General features: G+C 67.6%; 17 protein-coding genes. 7 read left to right on the top strand and 10 right to left on the bottom strand.

What is annotated here, in order from left to right; translation table 11 throughout:
• Positions 1-2 precede the first annotated feature (2 nt).
• From MAY35_RS11225 to MAY35_RS11250, 6 genes are read right to left on the bottom strand one after another with little or no spacing between them, the layout of a single operon-like run.
• The gene (locus MAY35_RS11225) at positions 3-548 is read right to left on the bottom strand and encodes a nuclear transport factor 2 family protein (RefSeq protein WP_238421378.1); all 546 of its coding nucleotides are present in this window, start codon (positions 546-548) and stop codon (positions 3-5) included.
• A gap of 11 nt (positions 549-559) precedes the next feature.
• Entirely contained in the window at positions 560-784 is a 225-nt protein-coding gene (locus tag MAY35_RS11230; RefSeq protein ID WP_238421379.1) for a ferredoxin, read from the bottom strand.
• The gene (locus tag MAY35_RS11235) at positions 784-2,151 is read right to left on the bottom strand and encodes a cytochrome P450 (RefSeq protein ID WP_238421380.1); all 1,368 of its coding nucleotides are present in this window, start codon (positions 2,149-2,151) and stop codon (positions 784-786) included. The genes MAY35_RS11230 and MAY35_RS11235 overlap by 1 nt, the downstream gene beginning before the upstream one ends.
• Positions 2,148-2,960, bottom strand: coding sequence for an SDR family oxidoreductase (locus tag MAY35_RS11240; protein ID WP_238421381.1), 813 nt, complete (start codon positions 2,958-2,960; stop codon positions 2,148-2,150). Before MAY35_RS11240 ends, MAY35_RS11235 begins: the two co-directional genes overlap by 4 nt.
• Positions 2,960-4,201, bottom strand: coding sequence for a cytochrome P450 (locus MAY35_RS11245; protein WP_238421382.1), 1,242 nt, complete (start codon positions 4,199-4,201; stop codon positions 2,960-2,962). Before MAY35_RS11245 ends, MAY35_RS11240 begins: the two co-directional genes overlap by 1 nt.
• Complete coding sequence (locus MAY35_RS11250) at positions 4,201-4,782, bottom strand: TetR/AcrR family transcriptional regulator (RefSeq protein ID WP_238421383.1); 582 nt, start codon at positions 4,780-4,782, stop codon at positions 4,201-4,203. Before MAY35_RS11250 ends, MAY35_RS11245 begins: the two co-directional genes overlap by 1 nt.
• 64 nt (positions 4,783-4,846) lie before the next feature.
• Here MAY35_RS11250 and MAY35_RS11255 point away from each other — a divergent pair, with 64 nt between their 5' ends.
• The 5 genes from MAY35_RS11255 (at position 4,847) to MAY35_RS11275 (ending at position 9,821) form a co-directional block, all read left to right on the top strand.
• Positions 4,847-6,313, top strand: coding sequence for an aldehyde dehydrogenase (locus tag MAY35_RS11255; protein WP_238421384.1), 1,467 nt, complete (start codon positions 4,847-4,849; stop codon positions 6,311-6,313).
• 151 nt (positions 6,314-6,464) lie between these two features.
• Entirely contained in the window at positions 6,465-7,205 is a 741-nt protein-coding gene (locus MAY35_RS11260; protein WP_238421385.1) for an SDR family oxidoreductase, read from the top strand.
• Complete coding sequence (locus MAY35_RS11265; RefSeq protein WP_238421386.1) at positions 7,202-8,098, top strand: NAD(P)-dependent oxidoreductase; 897 nt, start codon at positions 7,202-7,204, stop codon at positions 8,096-8,098. The genes MAY35_RS11260 and MAY35_RS11265 overlap by 4 nt, the downstream gene beginning before the upstream one ends.
• Positions 8,095-8,484, top strand: a complete 390-nt coding sequence (locus MAY35_RS11270) for a carboxymuconolactone decarboxylase family protein (RefSeq protein ID WP_238421387.1) — start codon at positions 8,095-8,097, stop codon at positions 8,482-8,484. The genes MAY35_RS11265 and MAY35_RS11270 overlap by 4 nt, the downstream gene beginning before the upstream one ends.
• On the top strand, positions 8,484-9,821 hold the full coding sequence (locus MAY35_RS11275) for an alpha/beta hydrolase domain-containing protein (protein ID WP_245403938.1): 1,338 nt from the start codon (positions 8,484-8,486) through the stop codon (positions 9,819-9,821). The genes MAY35_RS11270 and MAY35_RS11275 overlap by 1 nt, the downstream gene beginning before the upstream one ends.
• 120 nt (positions 9,822-9,941) lie before the next feature.
• On the opposite strand, the gene MAY35_RS11280 is transcribed toward MAY35_RS11275, so the two are convergent.
• From MAY35_RS11280 to MAY35_RS11295, 4 genes are read right to left on the bottom strand one after another with little or no spacing between them, the layout of a single operon-like run.
• Positions 9,942-11,117 carry an alpha/beta hydrolase family protein gene (locus tag MAY35_RS11280; protein WP_238421389.1) on the bottom strand — a complete coding sequence of 392 codons (1,176 nt, stop codon included), beginning with the start codon at positions 11,115-11,117 and terminating at the stop codon, positions 9,942-9,944.
• A complete protein-coding gene (locus MAY35_RS11285) occupies positions 11,114-12,556 on the bottom strand; it encodes a wax ester/triacylglycerol synthase domain-containing protein (protein WP_238421390.1) in 1,443 nt (480 codons plus the stop codon). Before MAY35_RS11285 ends, MAY35_RS11280 begins: the two co-directional genes overlap by 4 nt.
• Before the next feature lie 3 nt (positions 12,557-12,559).
• Positions 12,560-14,224, bottom strand: coding sequence for an AMP-binding protein (locus tag MAY35_RS11290; RefSeq protein ID WP_238421391.1), 1,665 nt, complete (start codon positions 14,222-14,224; stop codon positions 12,560-12,562).
• Positions 14,225-14,264: 40 nt separating this feature from the next.
• On the bottom strand, positions 14,265-15,062 hold the full coding sequence (locus MAY35_RS11295; protein WP_238421392.1) for a 1-acyl-sn-glycerol-3-phosphate acyltransferase: 798 nt from the start codon (positions 15,060-15,062) through the stop codon (positions 14,265-14,267).
• A gap of 197 nt (positions 15,063-15,259) precedes the next feature.
• On the opposite strand from MAY35_RS11295, the gene MAY35_RS11300 reads away from it, so the two are divergent.
• Positions 15,260-15,901, top strand: coding sequence for a PaaI family thioesterase (locus MAY35_RS11300; RefSeq protein WP_238421393.1), 642 nt, complete (start codon positions 15,260-15,262; stop codon positions 15,899-15,901).
• Position 15,902: 1 nt separating this feature from the next.
• The gene (locus MAY35_RS11305) at positions 15,903-16,913 is read left to right on the top strand and encodes an alcohol dehydrogenase catalytic domain-containing protein (RefSeq protein ID WP_238421394.1); all 1,011 of its coding nucleotides are present in this window, start codon (positions 15,903-15,905) and stop codon (positions 16,911-16,913) included.
• The last annotated feature ends 110 nt before the right edge of the window (positions 16,914-17,023 follow it).

Consider the following 17,023-nt stretch of genomic DNA (forward strand, 5'->3'; position numbering starts at 1 on the left):
GATCACCAGAACGCGACCGGCGCCTTGCCGAAGTCGTACCACCCCGGCAGGTTTCCCGGTGCCGACTTCTCGACCCGCTTCAGCATCGGCTCGCTCATCGCGTTGTCCTTCATCATCTCGATGAAGAGCGCGGAGACGTTGCCGTAGTCGAAGAAATCACGCTGCCAGGAGAATTGGAAGTTCCCTCCGTACTTGAACCAACTGCCCTGGATGCCCTCCAGCGCGTAGTGGCTGCCGTCGGCGCGGGTGCCCTCGTAGATCTGCTTCCACAACCCGATCATGTCGCCGGTGCGGTCGTCGATCACCCACGCCTGGTACGGGTACTCCCAGCCCTGCAGGCCTTCCATCTCCTGACCCAGGGCGAGCTCGCGGATCTCTTCACGGCCGACCGCCATGAAGTCCTTCTTGGGACCGTAGTTCCACCCGTAGGTGGCGTCCTCGGTGTAGAAGTCGGCGAGGGGCTTCCAGTCCCCCGCCTTCTCGGCCTCGATGTTGGCGGCGAGCCACCGCTCCTTCATCTCTTCCAGTTCGGCGCGATCAAAAGACATGTGTGACACCTTCATTCGTCGTCGTGGGTGACGTGTTGACTGGCTTGGTCCTCGATGATCCGGAGAGCCTGCGTCGGGCAGAAATGGACACCCGCCTCGACCTCGGCACGTTTCGACTCGTCGGGGTCGGCGTCGAGGATCTCGACGTGGTCCGTGTGCGCGGCGAAGACGTCTGGCGCCTCCATCTCGCACATGCCGTGCCCCTGGCACAGATCCAGATCGACCTCGACGCGCATCAGGAAGCCTGGCGCTTCCGGTACGCGACCCGGCAAGGCTGCTGGAGTTGGACGACCATCTTCGAGTGGTCGTTCCGGTAGCTGTCCGCGGGTTGGAGCATCTCGAACTCGTAGTTCTGGAAGAGCACCGAGAAGATGGCCTTGAGCTGCATGATCGCGAATTGCGCTCCGACGCAACGGTGGCGACCGGCGCCGAAGGGGATCCACGTCCACCGGTTGACGAGATCCTCCTGGCGGGGCTTGTCGTACCGGTCGGGATCGAAGGTGTCCGCATCGGGGAAGTCCTCGGGCAGACGGTTGGAGATGGCCGGCGAGACGGCGATCGACTGACCGGCCTTCACCTCGAGATCCTCGACGTGGAAGTCGTTCTGCACCACACGCATCAGGATGATCAGCGGCGGGTGGAGCCGCAGCGCCTCCTTGAGCGCGTTCTCCAGCTGCGGCATCTGCCGGGTGTGGGCGAAGGTGTACTCCGGGCGTTCGCCGGGCGGGGTCTCGCCGTAGATCTCGTCCAGCTCCGCATACACCCGCGCCATGTATTCGGGGTTGCGCAGCAGCTCGATGAGTGTCCAGGCCGCGGTTCCCGACGTGGTGTGGTGACCGGCGAACATCATCGAGATGAACATGCCGGTGATCGTGTTCGCATCGAAACCGACCTGGACGAGCACGTCCATCAGGTCGCGATCCTCCTTGTCCTCGGTGGGATTCGCGATCCGCTCGTCCATGACGCCCTGGATGAACTCGACCAACTCGGCACGCGCCTCGTCGCGCTTGCGGAAGCTCTCGATGTCGGCGTTGTAGTCCACGTAGGCGATCGGGTCGGTGCCCTTCTCCAGGTCGTGGAAGAGGTGCGCGATGTGTCCGCTGAGCCGCTCGCGGAACTTGCGACCGATGAGGCAGGCCGACGAGGTGTACAGCGTCAGCTCGGAGAAGAAGTCGAGCAGGTCGATCTCACCCTCGTCACCCCACTCGGAGATGATGCGCTCGGCCTCGTTGGGGATGGTCACCGCGTGCTGTTTCATGTGGGCGCCCTTGAGCGCCGAATTGTGAATGGCCTTGGACCGCTCCTCGGGGCTCGCATCGAACACGACGCCCTCCCCGAACACCGGGGTCATGAACGGATAGGCCGCGGCCTGGTCGAGGTCCTCCTCCGGGGCGCGGAAGAACTCCTCGCTCGCGGCGGCCCCCGAGACGAGCACCACCTCCCGGTCGGCGAGCTGGAACATGCCGACGTCCCCGCATTCCTCGCGGACCCGCCAGAACAGCGAGATCGGGTCGGTGGCGAGTTCGTCGAGGTGCCCGTGCTCGCCCTCGCCGCCCGAGACGCGATCGGGTTGCCTCAGGCCTGATTCGGTGGTGGCGGTCATCGATCCGTCCCCTTCTCCTGTGTTGCCTGTCGTTTGTTGTCGCTCACCGCGCCCTCGGCCTCCACATCGACCGATCGCATGTGAGCACCGCGGGGCATGGTCACCATGGCCGCGACGGCCTGCGCGATGTGTTCGGGCGCGAGGAAGTTGCCGTGCCGGGCGAGACCGTGGGCGATCCAGTCGTTGAGCATGTTCTCGGTTGCCGTCGCGTCGAGGTTCATCCCCATCCCGGTGATGGTCTGCCCGGGACGGACCACCCCGGCGCGCACGCCGGTGCCCTCGAGTTCGAGCTGGATGGTCGCCACGAGGCCGTCGATCCCCGACTTGGCCGCGACATACGCCGACGACCAGGGACGCGGGTGGGCGGCGACGTCCGATCCGATGAACACGAAATCGCCTCGGGCACGGTCGATCATCCCGCGGATCGCAGCCCGGTAGATCCGGTAGGCGCCGTTGAGGTGGATGTTGACCTGGTCGGCGAAGTGCTGCGTACCGGTCTCGTAGGACAGACCGATCGCGAGATCCCCGGCACCGGCGACGACGATCTCGAGATCGCCGAGTGCCGCCTGGGCCTTGGCCACGCAATCGATGACGGATTGTTCGTCGGTGACGTCGAGCGGCACGGCAACCGCCTCGCCACCGGCGGTGGTGATCTTGTCGGCGAGTTCTTGCAGCTTTTCCACGCGCCGTGCCGCCAGGGCCACCGGATGGCCTGCGGCGGCCAGGTATTCGGCGGTCGCCGCACCGATGCCCGACGAGGCGCCGGCGATGAGTACGGGACGACGCTGCGGGTGGGGTCGGAATGCCATCAGCGCACCGTCACCTTCACCGGCAGATCGGCGAAGCCGCGCACGTTGACCGAGTGCACCCGCACCGCCTTGTCGATGTCGATGTCGACCGATCGGATCGACTTCACGACCTCGCCGAGTCCGATGTTCGCCTCGAGGCGCGCGAGGTGTGCGCCGAGGCAGAAGTGGGCGCCCAGGCCGAAACTCATCAGCGCCTGACTGCAGTCCCGTCCGATCTGGTACCGGTCGGCGTCGGTGCCGAAGACCTCGGTGTCGCGGTTGGCCGAGCCGACGAGCAGCAGCACGCGATCCCCCGCGGGGATCACGAAGTCACCGTAGGGCGCGTCCTCGACCACTCGTCGGACGACGATCTGTGTCGAGTTGTCGTATCGCAGGGTCTCCTCGGTCCACTCCGGAACGACGACCTCCGGATCGGCGAAGACCTTGGCCAACTCATCGGGATTACGCCACCCCCAATAGAGGGCGTTGGCAAGGAGTTTGGTGGTCGTCTCGTTGCCTGCGACCACCATCAGCACCATGAAGCCGACGATCTCGTCGTCGGTGAGCCTCGTCTTCGTGCCGGACTCGTCGTCGATCTCGGCCTCGAGGAGCGCCGACACCAGATCCTCGCCGGGGTTCTTGCGGCGGTCGGCGATGAGCTCCGAATAGTACTTGTGCAGTTCGATGTACGCGTAGATGGCCGCCTCGGGGAGGTCGAGATCCCCGTCCTCGCGGTGCAGCAGCAGGTCGGACTGGTGACGCAGCTGGGTGCGGTCGGCCTCGGGGACGCCGAGCAGCTCGGAGACCACATCCATCGGCAGCAGCGCGGCGAAGTCGTGCACGAAGTCGAATTCGCCCTTGTCGAGGCACCTGCTCCAGTGCTGGTGGGTCAATGCGGTGATCCGGCCGGTCAGTTCGTTGACGCGCCGAGGCGTGAAGCCTTTCGACACCAGCTTGCGGATTCGCATGTGCTTGGGATCATCCATGGCCAGGAACGACATCGACTTGTGGGCGTCGGGGCCGTAGGCCGAGGGGTCCATCGACACGCCCCAGCTGTTCGAGAGTCGTTGCGTGTCCCGGAAAGCGGCGCGGACGTCGGCGTGGCCCGCCAGCGCCCAGAAGTCCATTCCGGCGTTGTAGTAGACCGGTGACTCCTCGCGCAGGCGAAGGTAGGTCGGGTACGGATCCTCGTGGAAGCCGTAGGCATACGGGTCGAAGGGGAGCTCGTGCTCCATCCCCGACACCGCCGTCGTTTCGGTCATCACTTCTCCATCAGTAGATGTGCGGCTGCGACAAGACGTTCGGAGGTCTGCTCGTAGGTCATGTGACCCATGCCGGCATAGACGAGGCCGCCGGAGTAGATCATCTCGAGGGCGTCGAGCAAGGGGCCGGGGTTCTCCGGGTCCTCCTCGAGCGCGGCGGCGAGGCGACGGCGGATGAACGCGCCGATACGGACCCGGAGGTGTTCGACGTCGGGATCGGTGCCCAGCAGCGCCACGGTGACCGCTCCCCCGAGCTGGCCCTCACCGGCCACCACGAGCGCGACCTCGCGCAGGACCTGCGCGACCCGTTCGGTGGCCGACGCGTTCGGATCCGGCTCCAGCACACCGGCGGAGAGCCGACGCCAGAACACCTCCGCCACGAGGTGGCTCTTCGACGAGAAGTAGGTGTACGCCGTCGCGGGCGCGACGCCGGCGATCTTGGCCACCGTCCGCACGGTCAGGCCGTCGAAACCCTCTGCATTCAGCACGTCGACCGCGGCGTCGGTGAGGCGTGTGACCGTCTCCGCCTGCTGCTGCGTCAGCCTGCGACGAGTGGATTCCTGAGATACGGGGCTGGACATGTGAGCCACGCTACACTAGCTTTGAACGCGAGTCCAGACACCTGTCCAGATGGAGTTCCAGCTGATGCCCCTTCGCCCCGAAACCTCGTCGGATCTGCTGATCGACGGAAAACTCACCCCAGGTAGCGGCGGCGTCTTCGACGTCGTCAATCCCGCGACCGAGGAGGTCATCGGACAGGCCGCCGACGGCACGTCCGAGGACATGGACGCGGCCATCGCGGCTGCGCGCACCGCCTTCGACACCACCGACTGGTCGCGCGACCACGCATTCCGTGCTCGGTGCCTCCGTCAGCTGCGCGATGCACTCCTCGCCCACGGCGACGAGTTCCGCGAGCTCACCATCGCCGAGGTGGGCTGCCCCGCGTTCCTGACCCACGGACCGCAGTTCGACGGTCCCGTCACCGATCTCGGCTACTTCGCCGACCTGGCCGAGAACTACGAGTGGACCCGCGACCTCGGTACCGCCAAGCCGATGGGGCTCAAGAACCACCGGGAACTGCGTTCGGAGGCCGTCGGTGTCGTCGGCGCGATCACGCCGTGGAACTTCCCGCACCAGATCAACTTCGCCAAGATCGGGCCCGCGCTCGCCGCCGGGTGCACCGTGGTCCTCAAGCCCGCACCCGACACCCCCTGGTGCGCAGCGCTGGTCGGCAAGATCGTCGCCGAGGAGACCGACTTCCCACCCGGCGTTCTCAACATCGTCACCTCGACCGACCATCAGCTGGGCGCACAACTCAGCACCGACCCCCGCGTCGACCTGGTCTCGTTCACCGGCTCCACCGCAACGGGCAAGAAGGTGATGGCCGCCGCGGCCGAGTCACTGAAGAAGGTGTTCCTCGAACTGGGCGGGAAGTCGGCCTTCCTCGTCCTCGACGACGCCGACATCGGATCCGCCTGCGCCATGGCCGCGTTCAACGTCGTCACCCATGCCGGCCAGGGGTGCGCCATCACGACGCGCCTGGTGGTGCCGCGCACCAAGCTCGACGAGGCCATCACCGCCACCCGCGACGCGATGGCCGGGCTACCCGCAGGCGATCCGACCGACGGCGGCACCATCTGCGGTCCGGTCATCTCCGCCCGGCAGCGGCAGCGCATCGAGTCCTACATCGAACTGGCCACCAGCGAGGGCGGCACCATCGAGATCGGCGGCGGGCGCCCCACTGACAAGCCGGCCGGGTTCTTCGTGGAACCGACCCTCATCTCGGGCCTGGACAATTCGGCGCGCGTCGCACAGGAGGAGATCTTCGGGCCGGTGCTGGTCATCATCCCCCACGACGGTGACGACGACGCCATCCGCATCGCCAACGACTCGCCATACGGCCTGTCCGGCATGGTCTACGGGACCGACGAGGAGCGGATCGACAAGGTGGTCAACGGAGTACGCACCGGCACGATGGGCGTCAACGGCGGCATCTGGTACGCCGCCGATGTCCCGTTCGGTGGTTTCAAACAGTCCGGGATCGGCCGGGAAATGGGCGTCGCGGGCTTCGAGGAGTACCTCGAGACCAAGGCCGTCGCTCGCCCGGCGTGACCCTTCGAGGCTCGTCGCTATCGCTCCTCGCACCTCAGGGAGCAGATTCCACCGCCCCCTGAGGTGCGAGCCAAGCAACACCCCCGCCCCCTGAGGTGCGAGCGCAGCGAGCCACGAAGGGCAGTACATCAACCACACAGAGAGCAGGACAATGAGTTCCAAGCGTTTCGAGAACAAGACCATCATCGTCACCGGCGCCGCCGGTGGTATCGGTGAGGCGTACGCCCGGGCGCTCGCCGCCGAGGGCGCCAACGTCGTGATCGCCGACCTCGCCGACGAGAAGGGCAAGCAGGTCGCCGCCGACATCGGCGGACTGTACGTGAACACCGATGTCGCCGACGAGGACTCGGCGAAGGCGTTGGCCGCCGCGACCGTCGACGCGTACGGCTCCATCGACGGCCTGGTGAACAACGCCGCGATCTACGGTGGGATGAAGCTCGACTTCCTCATCACGGTGCCGTGGGATTACTACAAGAAGTTCATGAGCGTCAACCTCGACGGCGCGCTCAACGTGACCCGCGCGGTGTACCCGCACATGACCAACGGCGGCGGTGCGATCGTCAACCAGTCGTCCACCGCCGCATGGCTCTACAGCGGCTTCTATGGTCTCGCCAAGGTCGGCGTGAACGGTCTGACCCAGCAGCTCGCGACCGAGCTGGGCGGACAGAACATCCGCGTCAACGCCATCGCCCCCGGACCCATCGACACCGAGGCGACCCGCACGACGACCCCGAAGGAGATGGTCGCCGACATCGTGAACCGGCTGCCACTCAAGCGTTTCGGCACGCCGGAGGACCTGGTCGGGATGTGCCTGTTCTTGCTGTCGGACGAGGCGGGTTGGATCACCGGACAGATCTTCAACGTCGACGGCGGTCAGGTCATCCGCTCATGAGCGAACCGTCCGACCCGCAGCCGGAGCCGATCCGCCTGGGTTATGTCGGGCTCGGCAACATCGGCGGACCGATGGCCGGCAGCCTGGCCGCCTGGTCCGGCGGACTGACGGTCTTCGACCTGTCCGCCGACGCCATCGCGAAGGTCGTCGAGAAGGGCGCGACCGCCGCGGATTCGCTCGCCGACCTCGCCTCGACGACCGACATCATCGGCATCTGCGTCCTCGACGACGACCAGGTCCGGACCGTCGTGAGCGGGCCCGACGGGCTGCTCGCGACGGCCCGGCCCGGCACCGTCATCACCGTGCACTCCACGATCGGCCCCGACACGGCCGCCGATCTCGCCGAACAGTGCGCGGCACGGGAGGTCACCCTCCTCGACGCCCCGATCTCCGGTGGCGCCATGGGTGCCGCCTCGGGTCGGCTCGCCATCATGGTCGGCGGCCCCCGCGCCGCCTACGAGAAGCTGAAGGAACCCTTCGCACTCACCGCGGACATGCTCGTCCACGCGGGTCCCGAGGTCGGTGCGGGCACCCGGATGAAGCTGGCCCGCAACCTGCTTCACTTCATCTCGTTCACCGCCACCACCGAGGCGGCGCGGCTCGCCGAGGCCGCGGGCCTCGACATCACCAAGCTCGGCAAGGTCGTCCGCCATTCCGACGCCGTGACCGGCGGAGCCGGCGCGATCATGCTGCGGGAGACCACCGCGGCCGTCGACGCCGACGATCCGTGGTACGGAATCCTCACCGGCGTTCGTACACTGGGCGAGAAGGATCTGTCGCTCGCTCTCGCGCTCGGGAACGAGCTCGGCGTCGACCTGCCACTGGGGCAGATCGCACTCCGCGACCTGGCCGCCGGCCTCGGCGTCCCTCACCCGCAAGGAGAATCCGCATGACCCGATCCAACATCTCCGACGACGCACCCGGCGAGGTGCGCAAACGCGCCCTCGAGAAGATGTCGGAGGTCTACGGCTGGGATGTCAGCGACGGTCCAGGCGACTATTTCGCCCACACCGCCGATCAGGTGTTCGGGAACGTCTGGGCGCGTGAGGGTCTGACCAACCGGGATCGCCGGTTGATCCTGCTCGGCGCTCTGGCCGCGAGCAACAACATAGATGTCGCCGAGATCCAGGCCGGGGCCGCGCTCGGCAACGGCGAGCTCACGCCCGAGCAGCTCGAGGAGATCAGTCTCTTCCTGTGTTACTACGTCGGTTGGCCGCAGGGCACCAAGATGCACTTCATGTTCGGTGAGGTGATCAAGAAGTTCCGGAAGAACCAGTGATGATGCCCATCGGCTTTCGGCCGCTTTCCGGCGGTAACGGATGCTCGCTGTTGAGCGCGTCGCCGCTGCCCGATCTGGTCGCGGCCGGATACACCGAGACCGAGTACGCCGCGTCGGGCACCGCCGAACAACTCGTCGGCGACTCGCTCGTGCCGCCTGCGGACTTCACCACCCGCATCGTCTCGCGCAGGCCCGACGACCCGTCGTCGTTCAGCGGTTGCGTCGTCGTCGAATGGCTCAACGTCAGCAGCGGCAACGACGCCGCGCCCGAGTACTCCTACCTCGCGGCCGAGATCGTGCGGGCCGGGCACGCCTGGGTGGGTGTCTCGGCGCAGTACGTCGGGGTCGAGGGGGGCGCCGGTTCGGTCGGTATGGCGACCGGCGATCCCCAGAGCCTCGCCGACAAGGACCCGGAACGCTATGCCGGACTGCATCATCCCGGCGACGCGTACTGCTACGACATCTTCGGTTCGATGGGCCGAGCCGTACGCGCCACGTCGGCGTCGGACCATCCGTTGTCCGGCCTGGATGTGCGCACCGTGCTCGCCGTCGGCGAGTCGCAGTCGGCGATGGCTCTCACGACCTACGTCAACACGGTGGGCGCGGTCGCGGGGATCTTCGACGGCTACCTCATCCACAGTCGCGCCGCAGCCGGACTCCCCGCAGGCGACGTGGGCACCGGGATCGACGTATCGGTCGTCTTCGGGTGCGAGCCGACGACCCTGCGCACCGACCTCGTCTCACCGGTCTTCGTGGTGCAGACCGAGACCGAGGTGTTGACGAACTTCCGCTATCACGTGGTGCGCCAGCCGGACACGGACCGCCTCCGGGTGTGGGAGGTCGCGGGCGCCTCGCACGCCGATCTCCACCAGATCGGGGACTTCGAAGAGTTCCTCGGTTGCCCCGACCCGGTCAACCGAGGCCAACAGCGGTTCGTGCTGCGCGCCGCACTCCGGCATCTGCAGTCCTGGGTGGCCGGCGGCACTCCACCTCCGGTCGGAGAACCTCTCGTTCTGCGCACCACCGACGGTGCCGAGCCTGCTTTCGCCGTCGACGATCTCGGCAATGTCCGCGGCGGCGTCCGCACACCGTGTGTCGATGCCCCCACGCAGGTACTGAGCGGTGTTGTCGCCAACCCGATCTCGCGCATCTGCCTGCTGTTCGGATCGACCGCGCCTGTCGCCGGTGACGTCCTCACCGCAAGGTACGGGACACGAGCCCAGTACGAGAAGCACTACCGCGACGCGTGCGATGCCGCGATCGCCGCCGGGTTCGTCGTCGACGAGGACCGCGACGAGCTCCTCGCGGACGCCAACCCGGAGCTCGTCCCGGCGTGAGTGGGGGGTGAGCGTCGACGCCCATCCCGCGGCGCGCGCTCGCGCCCACATCTTCCGTTCCCGCTCACCCGATTTCGGTGAGCGGGAACGGAAGAGGTGAGCGAGCGGGCACGCGCTCGTTCAGATCAAGGACCGCAGGCCGGGTTCGCTGTCGGACCGCGGGGCAGGGGGCGGTTCCCCGAGGAAGCCATCGGTGGCCTGCCGAATCCCGTTCGAGATGGCGTGACCCACATGGCTTCCGGAGTACCAGTGGACGCGCCCGCCCCAGTGCCGGTGAAGTTGTTGCGCCGCCGACACCGAGGTCACCCTGTCGTTGAGGGCGGCGACCACCATGCGACGGTCCGGGACCGCGATCGGCTCGACCGACAGCGGGTTGATCACCGAACCCACCGCGCGGACCGCGTCGCTACGCATCAGCGATGCGAGGTACTTCCCCTTGGAACCGCCGCGTTCCATGTGATGGGCGAGGGTCGCGTGCATCTCCAGCATCGGCACCACCGCGAGAACCGAGCTGATCCGCGGATCGGTAGAGGCGACCATTGCCGCGATGGGTCCGCCCAGAGACGTGCCCGCGATGGCGATGTCGGCAGGCTCCTGGTCCTCGATCCATGAGATGAGCGAACGGATCTCGGCGATCGCGCGAATGGTGATGACCGTGTTCACCAGCGGGTCGAAACCGGGGTAGGCCACTTTCTTCACCCGCCGGGAACCATGTGCCGGAAGGACCGGGAAGACCACGTCGTACCCGAGCTTGTTGTAGAGGTGCGCGGCGCGGAAGGCGTAGAGATCATCGGCGCGTCCCTGCGCGGCACCGTGGACCCAGATGAGCCACCGGCGTCCCGGTTCACGCCGCGACAGCACCCGGACCGACGCGATGCCGTCGGCATAGGGGTCGACCGCGGCCACCGACTCGGGCACCGGAGCGCTCACCGAGTAGTCGATGTGGTCGAACGACGTCGTCCCGAACAGCTTTCGGTCACGTGCGAGGATCTTCGGCGGGCCGGGATCGCGGTGGACGCCCGTCGGTCCCAACCGCGCGAGCTCACCGCCGACCTCCGCGCACCGATGCACCGCCTGCTCCACCGACTCGATGGGCGGGATGTCCCGGATCACGGAGTTGACCGCGATGAACAGCTCGTCGACAGCGGTCTCGCCGACCATCCTTGGCCCGAAGTCGGCGGGCGGGATGCCTGCGGTCGGGTCACCGCGTCCGGCGGCACGTGAACTGCCCACCGCCCGCGGTAGCACTCCTGCGAACAGTCCGATGCGGGCGGCGCCCGACTCCCAATCGATCAACTGGCCTCCTGTGCCATCTCACCGATGCCCAGTGCCTCGCTCGTCTCCTCGACGGCGTCGGCGACCCGCTGGAGGAACCGGCTCGGGTCGGGCATCGATTCCGGTGTCGCGATCAGCCCCATGCTGAGTGTGCCGGCGTAGCTGTACGTGGTGAGGTTCACGTCGGCGGGAGCGATCGCCAGGGCGAACGAGATCCACTCGACGACCTCGATGTCACCGACCCACCGTCTCGTTCGCGGACCGGGGAGGTTGGCGGTGGTGATGTTGTTCATCACGAGCGGAACGCGGTGGGCGGCCAGACCGCGGAAGACCGGGCCCAGTCGACCGGTGTAGGTGGCGAGCTTGTCGGTGAGTTCGAACCCGACGTCGCGCCGGCACTGCACGGTGGCGGCGCAGCTCTCGCCGGTCGAGACGACGCGTTCGACGGGGTCGGCGAGGTCCGAGCGCAGATAGGCCATGGCAGTGGCGATCTCGTTGCCCTGGACCCGCGTCGAGGCCAAGTCCTTGCAGACGCCGAAGATGGTGACCGCGGTACCGGGGTCCTCGCCGCGCGCGATGAGCTCTTCACGGACCGCGCCCGCGATCACGCCGTGTAGGGCGCCGTTCACGGTGGTGCCCGCGGCGAGCGCGATGCGCTGGACCGCCGCGAGGGAGATCTGACCGGAGGCGCACACCCGCTCGTCGCCGCTGCGAGCATTGAAACTGCTGCGGCGCACCGTCAGTGGCTTGGGGATCCGACCGGCGTTGTCCGCGTGGCGCTTCGCGGCGAACGCGCGCGTGAGGGCCGAGGCCACCGACGGCAGGCCACGGACCATACGCCACGATTCCGCGCGTGCGGCGCGTGCGAGATCGTCGGCGTCATGGGAGTTGTGGGCCTCCGGGATCGGCGCAGGACGAACGTGCTGACCGGGTTCGGCCGTCGCGGCCATGAAGGTGTTGAGCGCGGCGAGACCATCGGCGACAGCGTGGTGGACCCGCACCACGACTGCCTGGCGTCCGTCGGCGAGGCCGTGCACCAGGGTGAGCCCCCACAGCGGACGGCTGCGGTCGAGCTGCCGGACCGCGAGACCGGAGAGGACGCGGTCGAGATCCGCACGGCTACCCGGAGTGGCGACCCACGTCTCGTCCAGATGTAGGTTCACATCGAACTCGTTGTCGCGCACCCAGAACGGTCGTGCCGCGTGCCCACGGGTCCACTCGAGCCGTTGCGTCGCCCGTGGGAACATGCCGAGGTAGCGCGGCAACGTCTCGGCGATCTCGGTGAGCGTGAGTGGACGTCCCCGCCGGGTGGTGTCGAGGACGACCACCTTGAGGGTGTGCATCGGGGTGGACGGTGACTCCATGTTCAACATGAGCGCGTCGGGGCCGGTCATCCGCTCGATGTCGGGACCGGAAGCAATCGGTTGTCGGACAGCATCGGGCTGTTGGACAGAATGCATGGCTCAGCCCACCTTTCGCTGATCGTCGGCCGGCCGGAGTTCGCGCTTGAGGATCTTGCCGGTGGCGTTGCGTGGGAGTTCGGTGAGAAAGTGGATCTCGCGAGGCACCTTGAATCCGGCCAGTTGGTCGCGGACGTGCTGCCGGATCTGATCGGCCTGGATCTGAGAGGAACCGGCCGGCCCCCGCCGGGCACGCACCACATAGGCGATCAGCCGCTGCCCGAACTTCTCGTCGTCCGCGCCGACGACGGCGACCTCGGCGACCCCGTCCAGGCTGCCGATCACCTGTTCCACCTCGAGCGGATACACGTTCTCGCCCCCGGACACGATCATCTCGTCATCGCGGCCGACGACGAAGAGGAGTCCGTTCTCGTCGAAACGTCCCACATCACCCGACACCATGTGACCGTCGCTGAAGGCTTTGGTGTCGGAACTGGTGTAACCGTCGAAGCCCGAGTTGTTGGCGACCACGATGCGACCGATCTCGCCGACCGGCAGCGGGCGGTCGTCGTCGTCGAGGATGCGGACGCTGGTGCCGGTGAGGGGGCGCCCTGCGGTCTCGGGGGCGACACGCAGGTCGCCGGGGGTCGCGGTGCTGATCAACCCGGCCTCGGTGGCGTTGTAGCTGTTGTAGACCACGTCGCCGAAGCGGTCGAGGAACGCGACGAGGGCGTCGGTGCGCATCCGCGATCCGCTGGCCGTGACGAACCGCAGACTCGGCGTCGGGTGGGCGTCGAGCACCTCGTCCGGCAGGTCCATGATGCGTTCGAGCATCACCGGAACGACGGCGAGACCGGTCGCCTCGTGGTCGCGCACCAGTCGGAGCGTGGCCTCCGGATCGAAGCGACGGCGCATCACCATCGTGCACGTCATGGTCGCGGCGATCGCCACCTGGCCGAATCCCCACGCGTGGAAGATCGGTGCCGCGATGACGGTGGATTGGCCTGCGCGCCAGGGGATGCGGTCGAGCATGGCGGCCAGCGAGGCGATGTCGGTACTGCCCCCGCGGCGAGCACCCTTCGGGGTGCCGGTGGTGCCCGAGGTGAGCAACACGATGCGGCCCGCCCGTTCCGGACGTCGAGGACGGGAACCCTTGTTCGCGGCGATCAGCGCCTCGATCGTCTCTCCCGACGCCGAGGCACCCTCGGTCCACGCTTGCAGCCGTCGCATGCCCGGAAGTCGTTGCGCTGCAGGATGGATCACGGCGTCGAACTCGTCGTCGGCGATCAGGACATCTGCCTGTTCGCGCTCGAGGACGTCGGCGAGCTGAGGACCGGCGAAGCCCGTGTTCAACAGGACGGCATCCGCACCGAGTCGCGAGGTGGCGCACAGCGCCTCGACGAGTCCGCGATGATTGCGGCACAGGATGGCGACCGTGCCGACGCGTTCACCGGGTAGGTCGGCCAGCCCCACGGCGAGTGCGTCGCAGCGGGCATCGAGTTCGGCCCAGGTCAGTTGACCGGCCTCGTCGACGAGCGCGAGCCCGTGCGGATCCCGGGCCGCTGCCAGGCCGATCCCGCTCACCGGGGACGGGCCACCATGGCGACGCAGGTTGAGCCCCATGCGGATGTAGCGGTCGACTCGCAGTGAGCCGAGGAAGCCGCTTCGGACGAGGGTGCGAACGAGCCACTTCTGGGTGGTGACGCGATCGCGGAGTTGCGTGATCATCGTCGTCTCCTCGTTGGTGTGGATGAAGGTCGGGTGCGGGTCAGCCGAGAACCGGGAACCGGCGTTCGCGGGCCAGACCGTCGAGCGCGTGCTGCATACGTTTGCGGACCATCTGGTCCACCTCGTCGTGTTCGGGGTTGTTGCCGAACTCCGCGGTGATGTCGATCGGATCGAGAACCTCGGTGACCAGCTTCGACGGCAACGGGATGTTCGGTGGGAGGTGCGCGGTGAGACCGAACGGGAAACCGAATGCGAACGGCGCCGTGTCGGTGCGGATCAGCTTGTCGAGGCGCAGGAACTTCGCGAGGCCGTCACCGCGGTTGAGGAACAGTTGGGTCTCCTGCCCACCGATGGTCACGATCGGGACGATCGGCACACCGGCTTCCAGAGCGGTGCGGATGTAGCCGGTGCGTCCGTGGAAATCGATGGTGGCGCTCTGGCTGGTCGGGCGGAGGGCCTCCCATTCACCACCAGGGAACACGATGGTCGCTGCGCCCGCCCGGAGTGCGGCGACGGCGTTCTTGGGATGGGCCGGCAAGAATCCGACCTTGCCGAAGATCTGCTTGCCCGAGCCGGTGAAGATGAGGTCGTGGGCGAGGGTGTACAGCGGTCGGTCGGCTCCGAACTCGTCGGCGAAGGCGACGCTGATGACCGGTACGTCGAAGGCCATCAGGCCACCGGAGTGGTTCGACACCAGCAGGGCGCCGCCGTCGGGCACCTTGTCCATGCCCCGGACCTCGGAGCGGAAGTAGGTCTTGGCCACGAGTTTCAGTACGGGCAGTATTCGCTTGACCCAGGTCTCGTCGCGGGCGGTGAGGTCGAATGTCTCGGCGCTCATCGGTTCCATCTCCTGTGGATTGCTCGTGCGAATCGATCGGATCACCGCGAGTGTCGGCTGTTCGAGAAGGCCGCCGACCGGCGTCGATGTCCTCGGATCGCAGAATGAGAACACGTTCTAGTGGTTGAATTAGAACACGTTCTAATTGGAGTCGCCAGGGATCGTTACCTATCCCACAACTGACTGATCGGTAGGATATGGAGTTCATTCTCGAAGACATCTCCGAGGACGAGGTCGCTCGCCGTCGCGGCGTCTACACCCCGCTCACGGACACTGTCCGCGATCTCGTCGACGCCGTGATCCGCACCGAGGTGCCCGAGGACGACCTCGAGGACGCGCGCCGCCGCATCGCCGATGTCGTCGCAGACCTGCGGAGCCGCCAGATGGACGGGCCGTTCGGTGTGCGCCATACCCGCGAGAACACGGGAATGGCCTGGGGCAATGCGGTCATCGGTGTACGCAACGCACTGGCGCCGCCGTTGGACGTCGTCCACGTCGCCGACGGCGTACGCAGCGAGTTCACTCTCGGCGCGGCGTACGAGGGACCACCCGGTCGCGTGCACGGAGGCGTGTGCGCGATGGTTCTCGACCACGTCCTGGGCAACGCGGCGAGTACCGAGGGGCCTTGTTACACCGGCACCCTCACCGTGCGGTTCCTGCGGCCGACGCCGCTGGGGGCCCTCGTCGCACAGGCGGAAGTGACCGAGCGGAACGGACGCAAACGGATCGTGCGCGGAACCCTGTCCGATGCCGACGGGGTGACCTGCGAGGCGGAGGGCGTGTTCATCGTGCCCCGCTCCGCGGCCGAAGCCCCGTCGGTCCGCTGGTCGGCGGGCTGACATGCGCGCCGCCGTGACGGACGCGTCCGGATTCGTCGTCGCCGAGGTCCCCGATCCCGCACCCGGCCCCGGCGAACTCGTCCTGCGGGTGGCCGCCAACGGCATCTGCGGGTCCGACCTCTCGATGGCCCCGTTCCTGCCCGCCGGGACCATCATGGGCCACGAGTTCGCGGGCGAGGTCGTCGCCGTCGGTCCCGACGACCCGGATGTCGAACACTGCTTCCGGCCGGGCGACACCGCCGCCGCGATGCCGGTGATCGGATGCCACCGGTGTCGCGCCTGCCTGACCGGGGACCTCGCGCGATGCACGTCGGCACGCACCCTCGGCCTGGGCGTGCTGCCCGGCGCCCTGGCCGAGTTCGTCGTCGTCGGTGCACACGAGAGCGTGCCGCTCGACGGTGTCGACACCGCCGACGGCGCACTCGTCGAACCCCTCGCCGTCGGACTGCACGCGGTCACGCGGGCCGCGGTTCGCCCGGGGGATCGAGCGCTGGTCCTGGGGGCGGGCCCGGTCGGTCTCGCGGTGCTGCACTGGCTGTCGCGTGGCGTCGCGACCGAGGTGGTCTGCTCGGATCCGTCCCCGGGACGGCGTACCGCGGCCCTCGACGTCGGGGCGTCGTCGGTGTGCACCCCCGACGACCTGACCGGCCATGTCGGTCCGGGTTTCGACCTGGTCATCGAGTGTGTCGGCAAACCCGGGATGATCGCCGCCGCCGTGGATGCGGTCACGTCGTCCGGGCGCGTCGTCGTTGCGGGTGTCTGCCTGGGCGACGACACGTTCATGCCGGTGGCGGGCGTCGTGAAGGAGACGACCATGCATTTCGTGTCGTATTACACGAGAGACGAATTCGTCACCGCGGCAGCCGAGCTGCGCAAGGGCGCGATCGGGTCGTCGGCACTGGTCAGCGAGATCGTCGGTTTCGAGGAGGTCGACCGCGTGTTCGCCGAACTGTCGACGCCCAACAACCACCGGAAGGTGCTGATCTCGCCGGCCGTCACCTCCGTCGGCTGAGTGGCGGTCGCGCGGGCGGCCGCTCCCGGCGTACGGTCACCATCGTGAACAGCGTCGTTCCCGGGAGCTCGATCCCGTCCAACCCCACACCGTTCAGCCCCGAGCCGGTC

Source organism: Gordonia sp. 'Campus' (assembly GCF_022206305.1).
Lineage (GTDB): Bacteria > Actinomycetota > Actinomycetes > Mycobacteriales > Mycobacteriaceae > Gordonia.

Excerpts from the sequence above, each read along its gene's own strand:
- MAY35_RS11250 (WP_238421383.1), bottom strand. The coding sequence starts at position 4,782 with ATGTCCAGCCCCGTATCTCAGGAATCCACTCGTCGCAGGCTGACGCAG.
- MAY35_RS11260 (WP_238421385.1), top strand. The coding sequence starts at position 6,465 with ATGAGTTCCAAGCGTTTCGAGAACAAGACCATCATCGTCACCGGCGCC.
- MAY35_RS11230 (WP_238421379.1), bottom strand. The coding sequence starts at position 784 with ATGCGCGTCGAGGTCGATCTGGATCTGTGCCAGGGGCACGGCATGTGC.
- MAY35_RS11265 (WP_238421386.1), top strand. The coding sequence starts at position 7,202 with ATGAGCGAACCGTCCGACCCGCAGCCGGAGCCGATCCGCCTGGGTTAT.
- MAY35_RS11255 (WP_238421384.1), top strand. The coding sequence starts at position 4,847 with ATGCCCCTTCGCCCCGAAACCTCGTCGGATCTGCTGATCGACGGAAAA.
- MAY35_RS11240 (WP_238421381.1), bottom strand. The coding sequence starts at position 2,960 with ATGGCATTCCGACCCCACCCGCAGCGTCGTCCCGTACTCATCGCCGGC.
- MAY35_RS11270 (WP_238421387.1), top strand. The coding sequence starts at position 8,095 with ATGACCCGATCCAACATCTCCGACGACGCACCCGGCGAGGTGCGCAAA.
- MAY35_RS11290 (WP_238421391.1), bottom strand. The coding sequence starts at position 14,224 with ATGATCACGCAACTCCGCGATCGCGTCACCACCCAGAAGTGGCTCGTT.
- MAY35_RS11300 (WP_238421393.1), top strand. The coding sequence starts at position 15,260 with ATGGAGTTCATTCTCGAAGACATCTCCGAGGACGAGGTCGCTCGCCGT.
- MAY35_RS11305 (WP_238421394.1), top strand. The coding sequence starts at position 15,903 with ATGCGCGCCGCCGTGACGGACGCGTCCGGATTCGTCGTCGCCGAGGTC.
- MAY35_RS11295 (WP_238421392.1), bottom strand. The coding sequence starts at position 15,062 with ATGAGCGCCGAGACATTCGACCTCACCGCCCGCGACGAGACCTGGGTC.
- MAY35_RS11285 (WP_238421390.1), bottom strand. The coding sequence starts at position 12,556 with ATGCATTCTGTCCAACAGCCCGATGCTGTCCGACAACCGATTGCTTCC.
- MAY35_RS11275 (WP_245403938.1), top strand. The coding sequence starts at position 8,484 with ATGATGCCCATCGGCTTTCGGCCGCTTTCCGGCGGTAACGGATGCTCG.
- MAY35_RS11225 (WP_238421378.1), bottom strand. The coding sequence starts at position 548 with ATGTCTTTTGATCGCGCCGAACTGGAAGAGATGAAGGAGCGGTGGCTC.
- MAY35_RS11245 (WP_238421382.1), bottom strand. The coding sequence starts at position 4,201 with ATGACCGAAACGACGGCGGTGTCGGGGATGGAGCACGAGCTCCCCTTC.
- MAY35_RS11235 (WP_238421380.1), bottom strand. The coding sequence starts at position 2,151 with ATGACCGCCACCACCGAATCAGGCCTGAGGCAACCCGATCGCGTCTCG.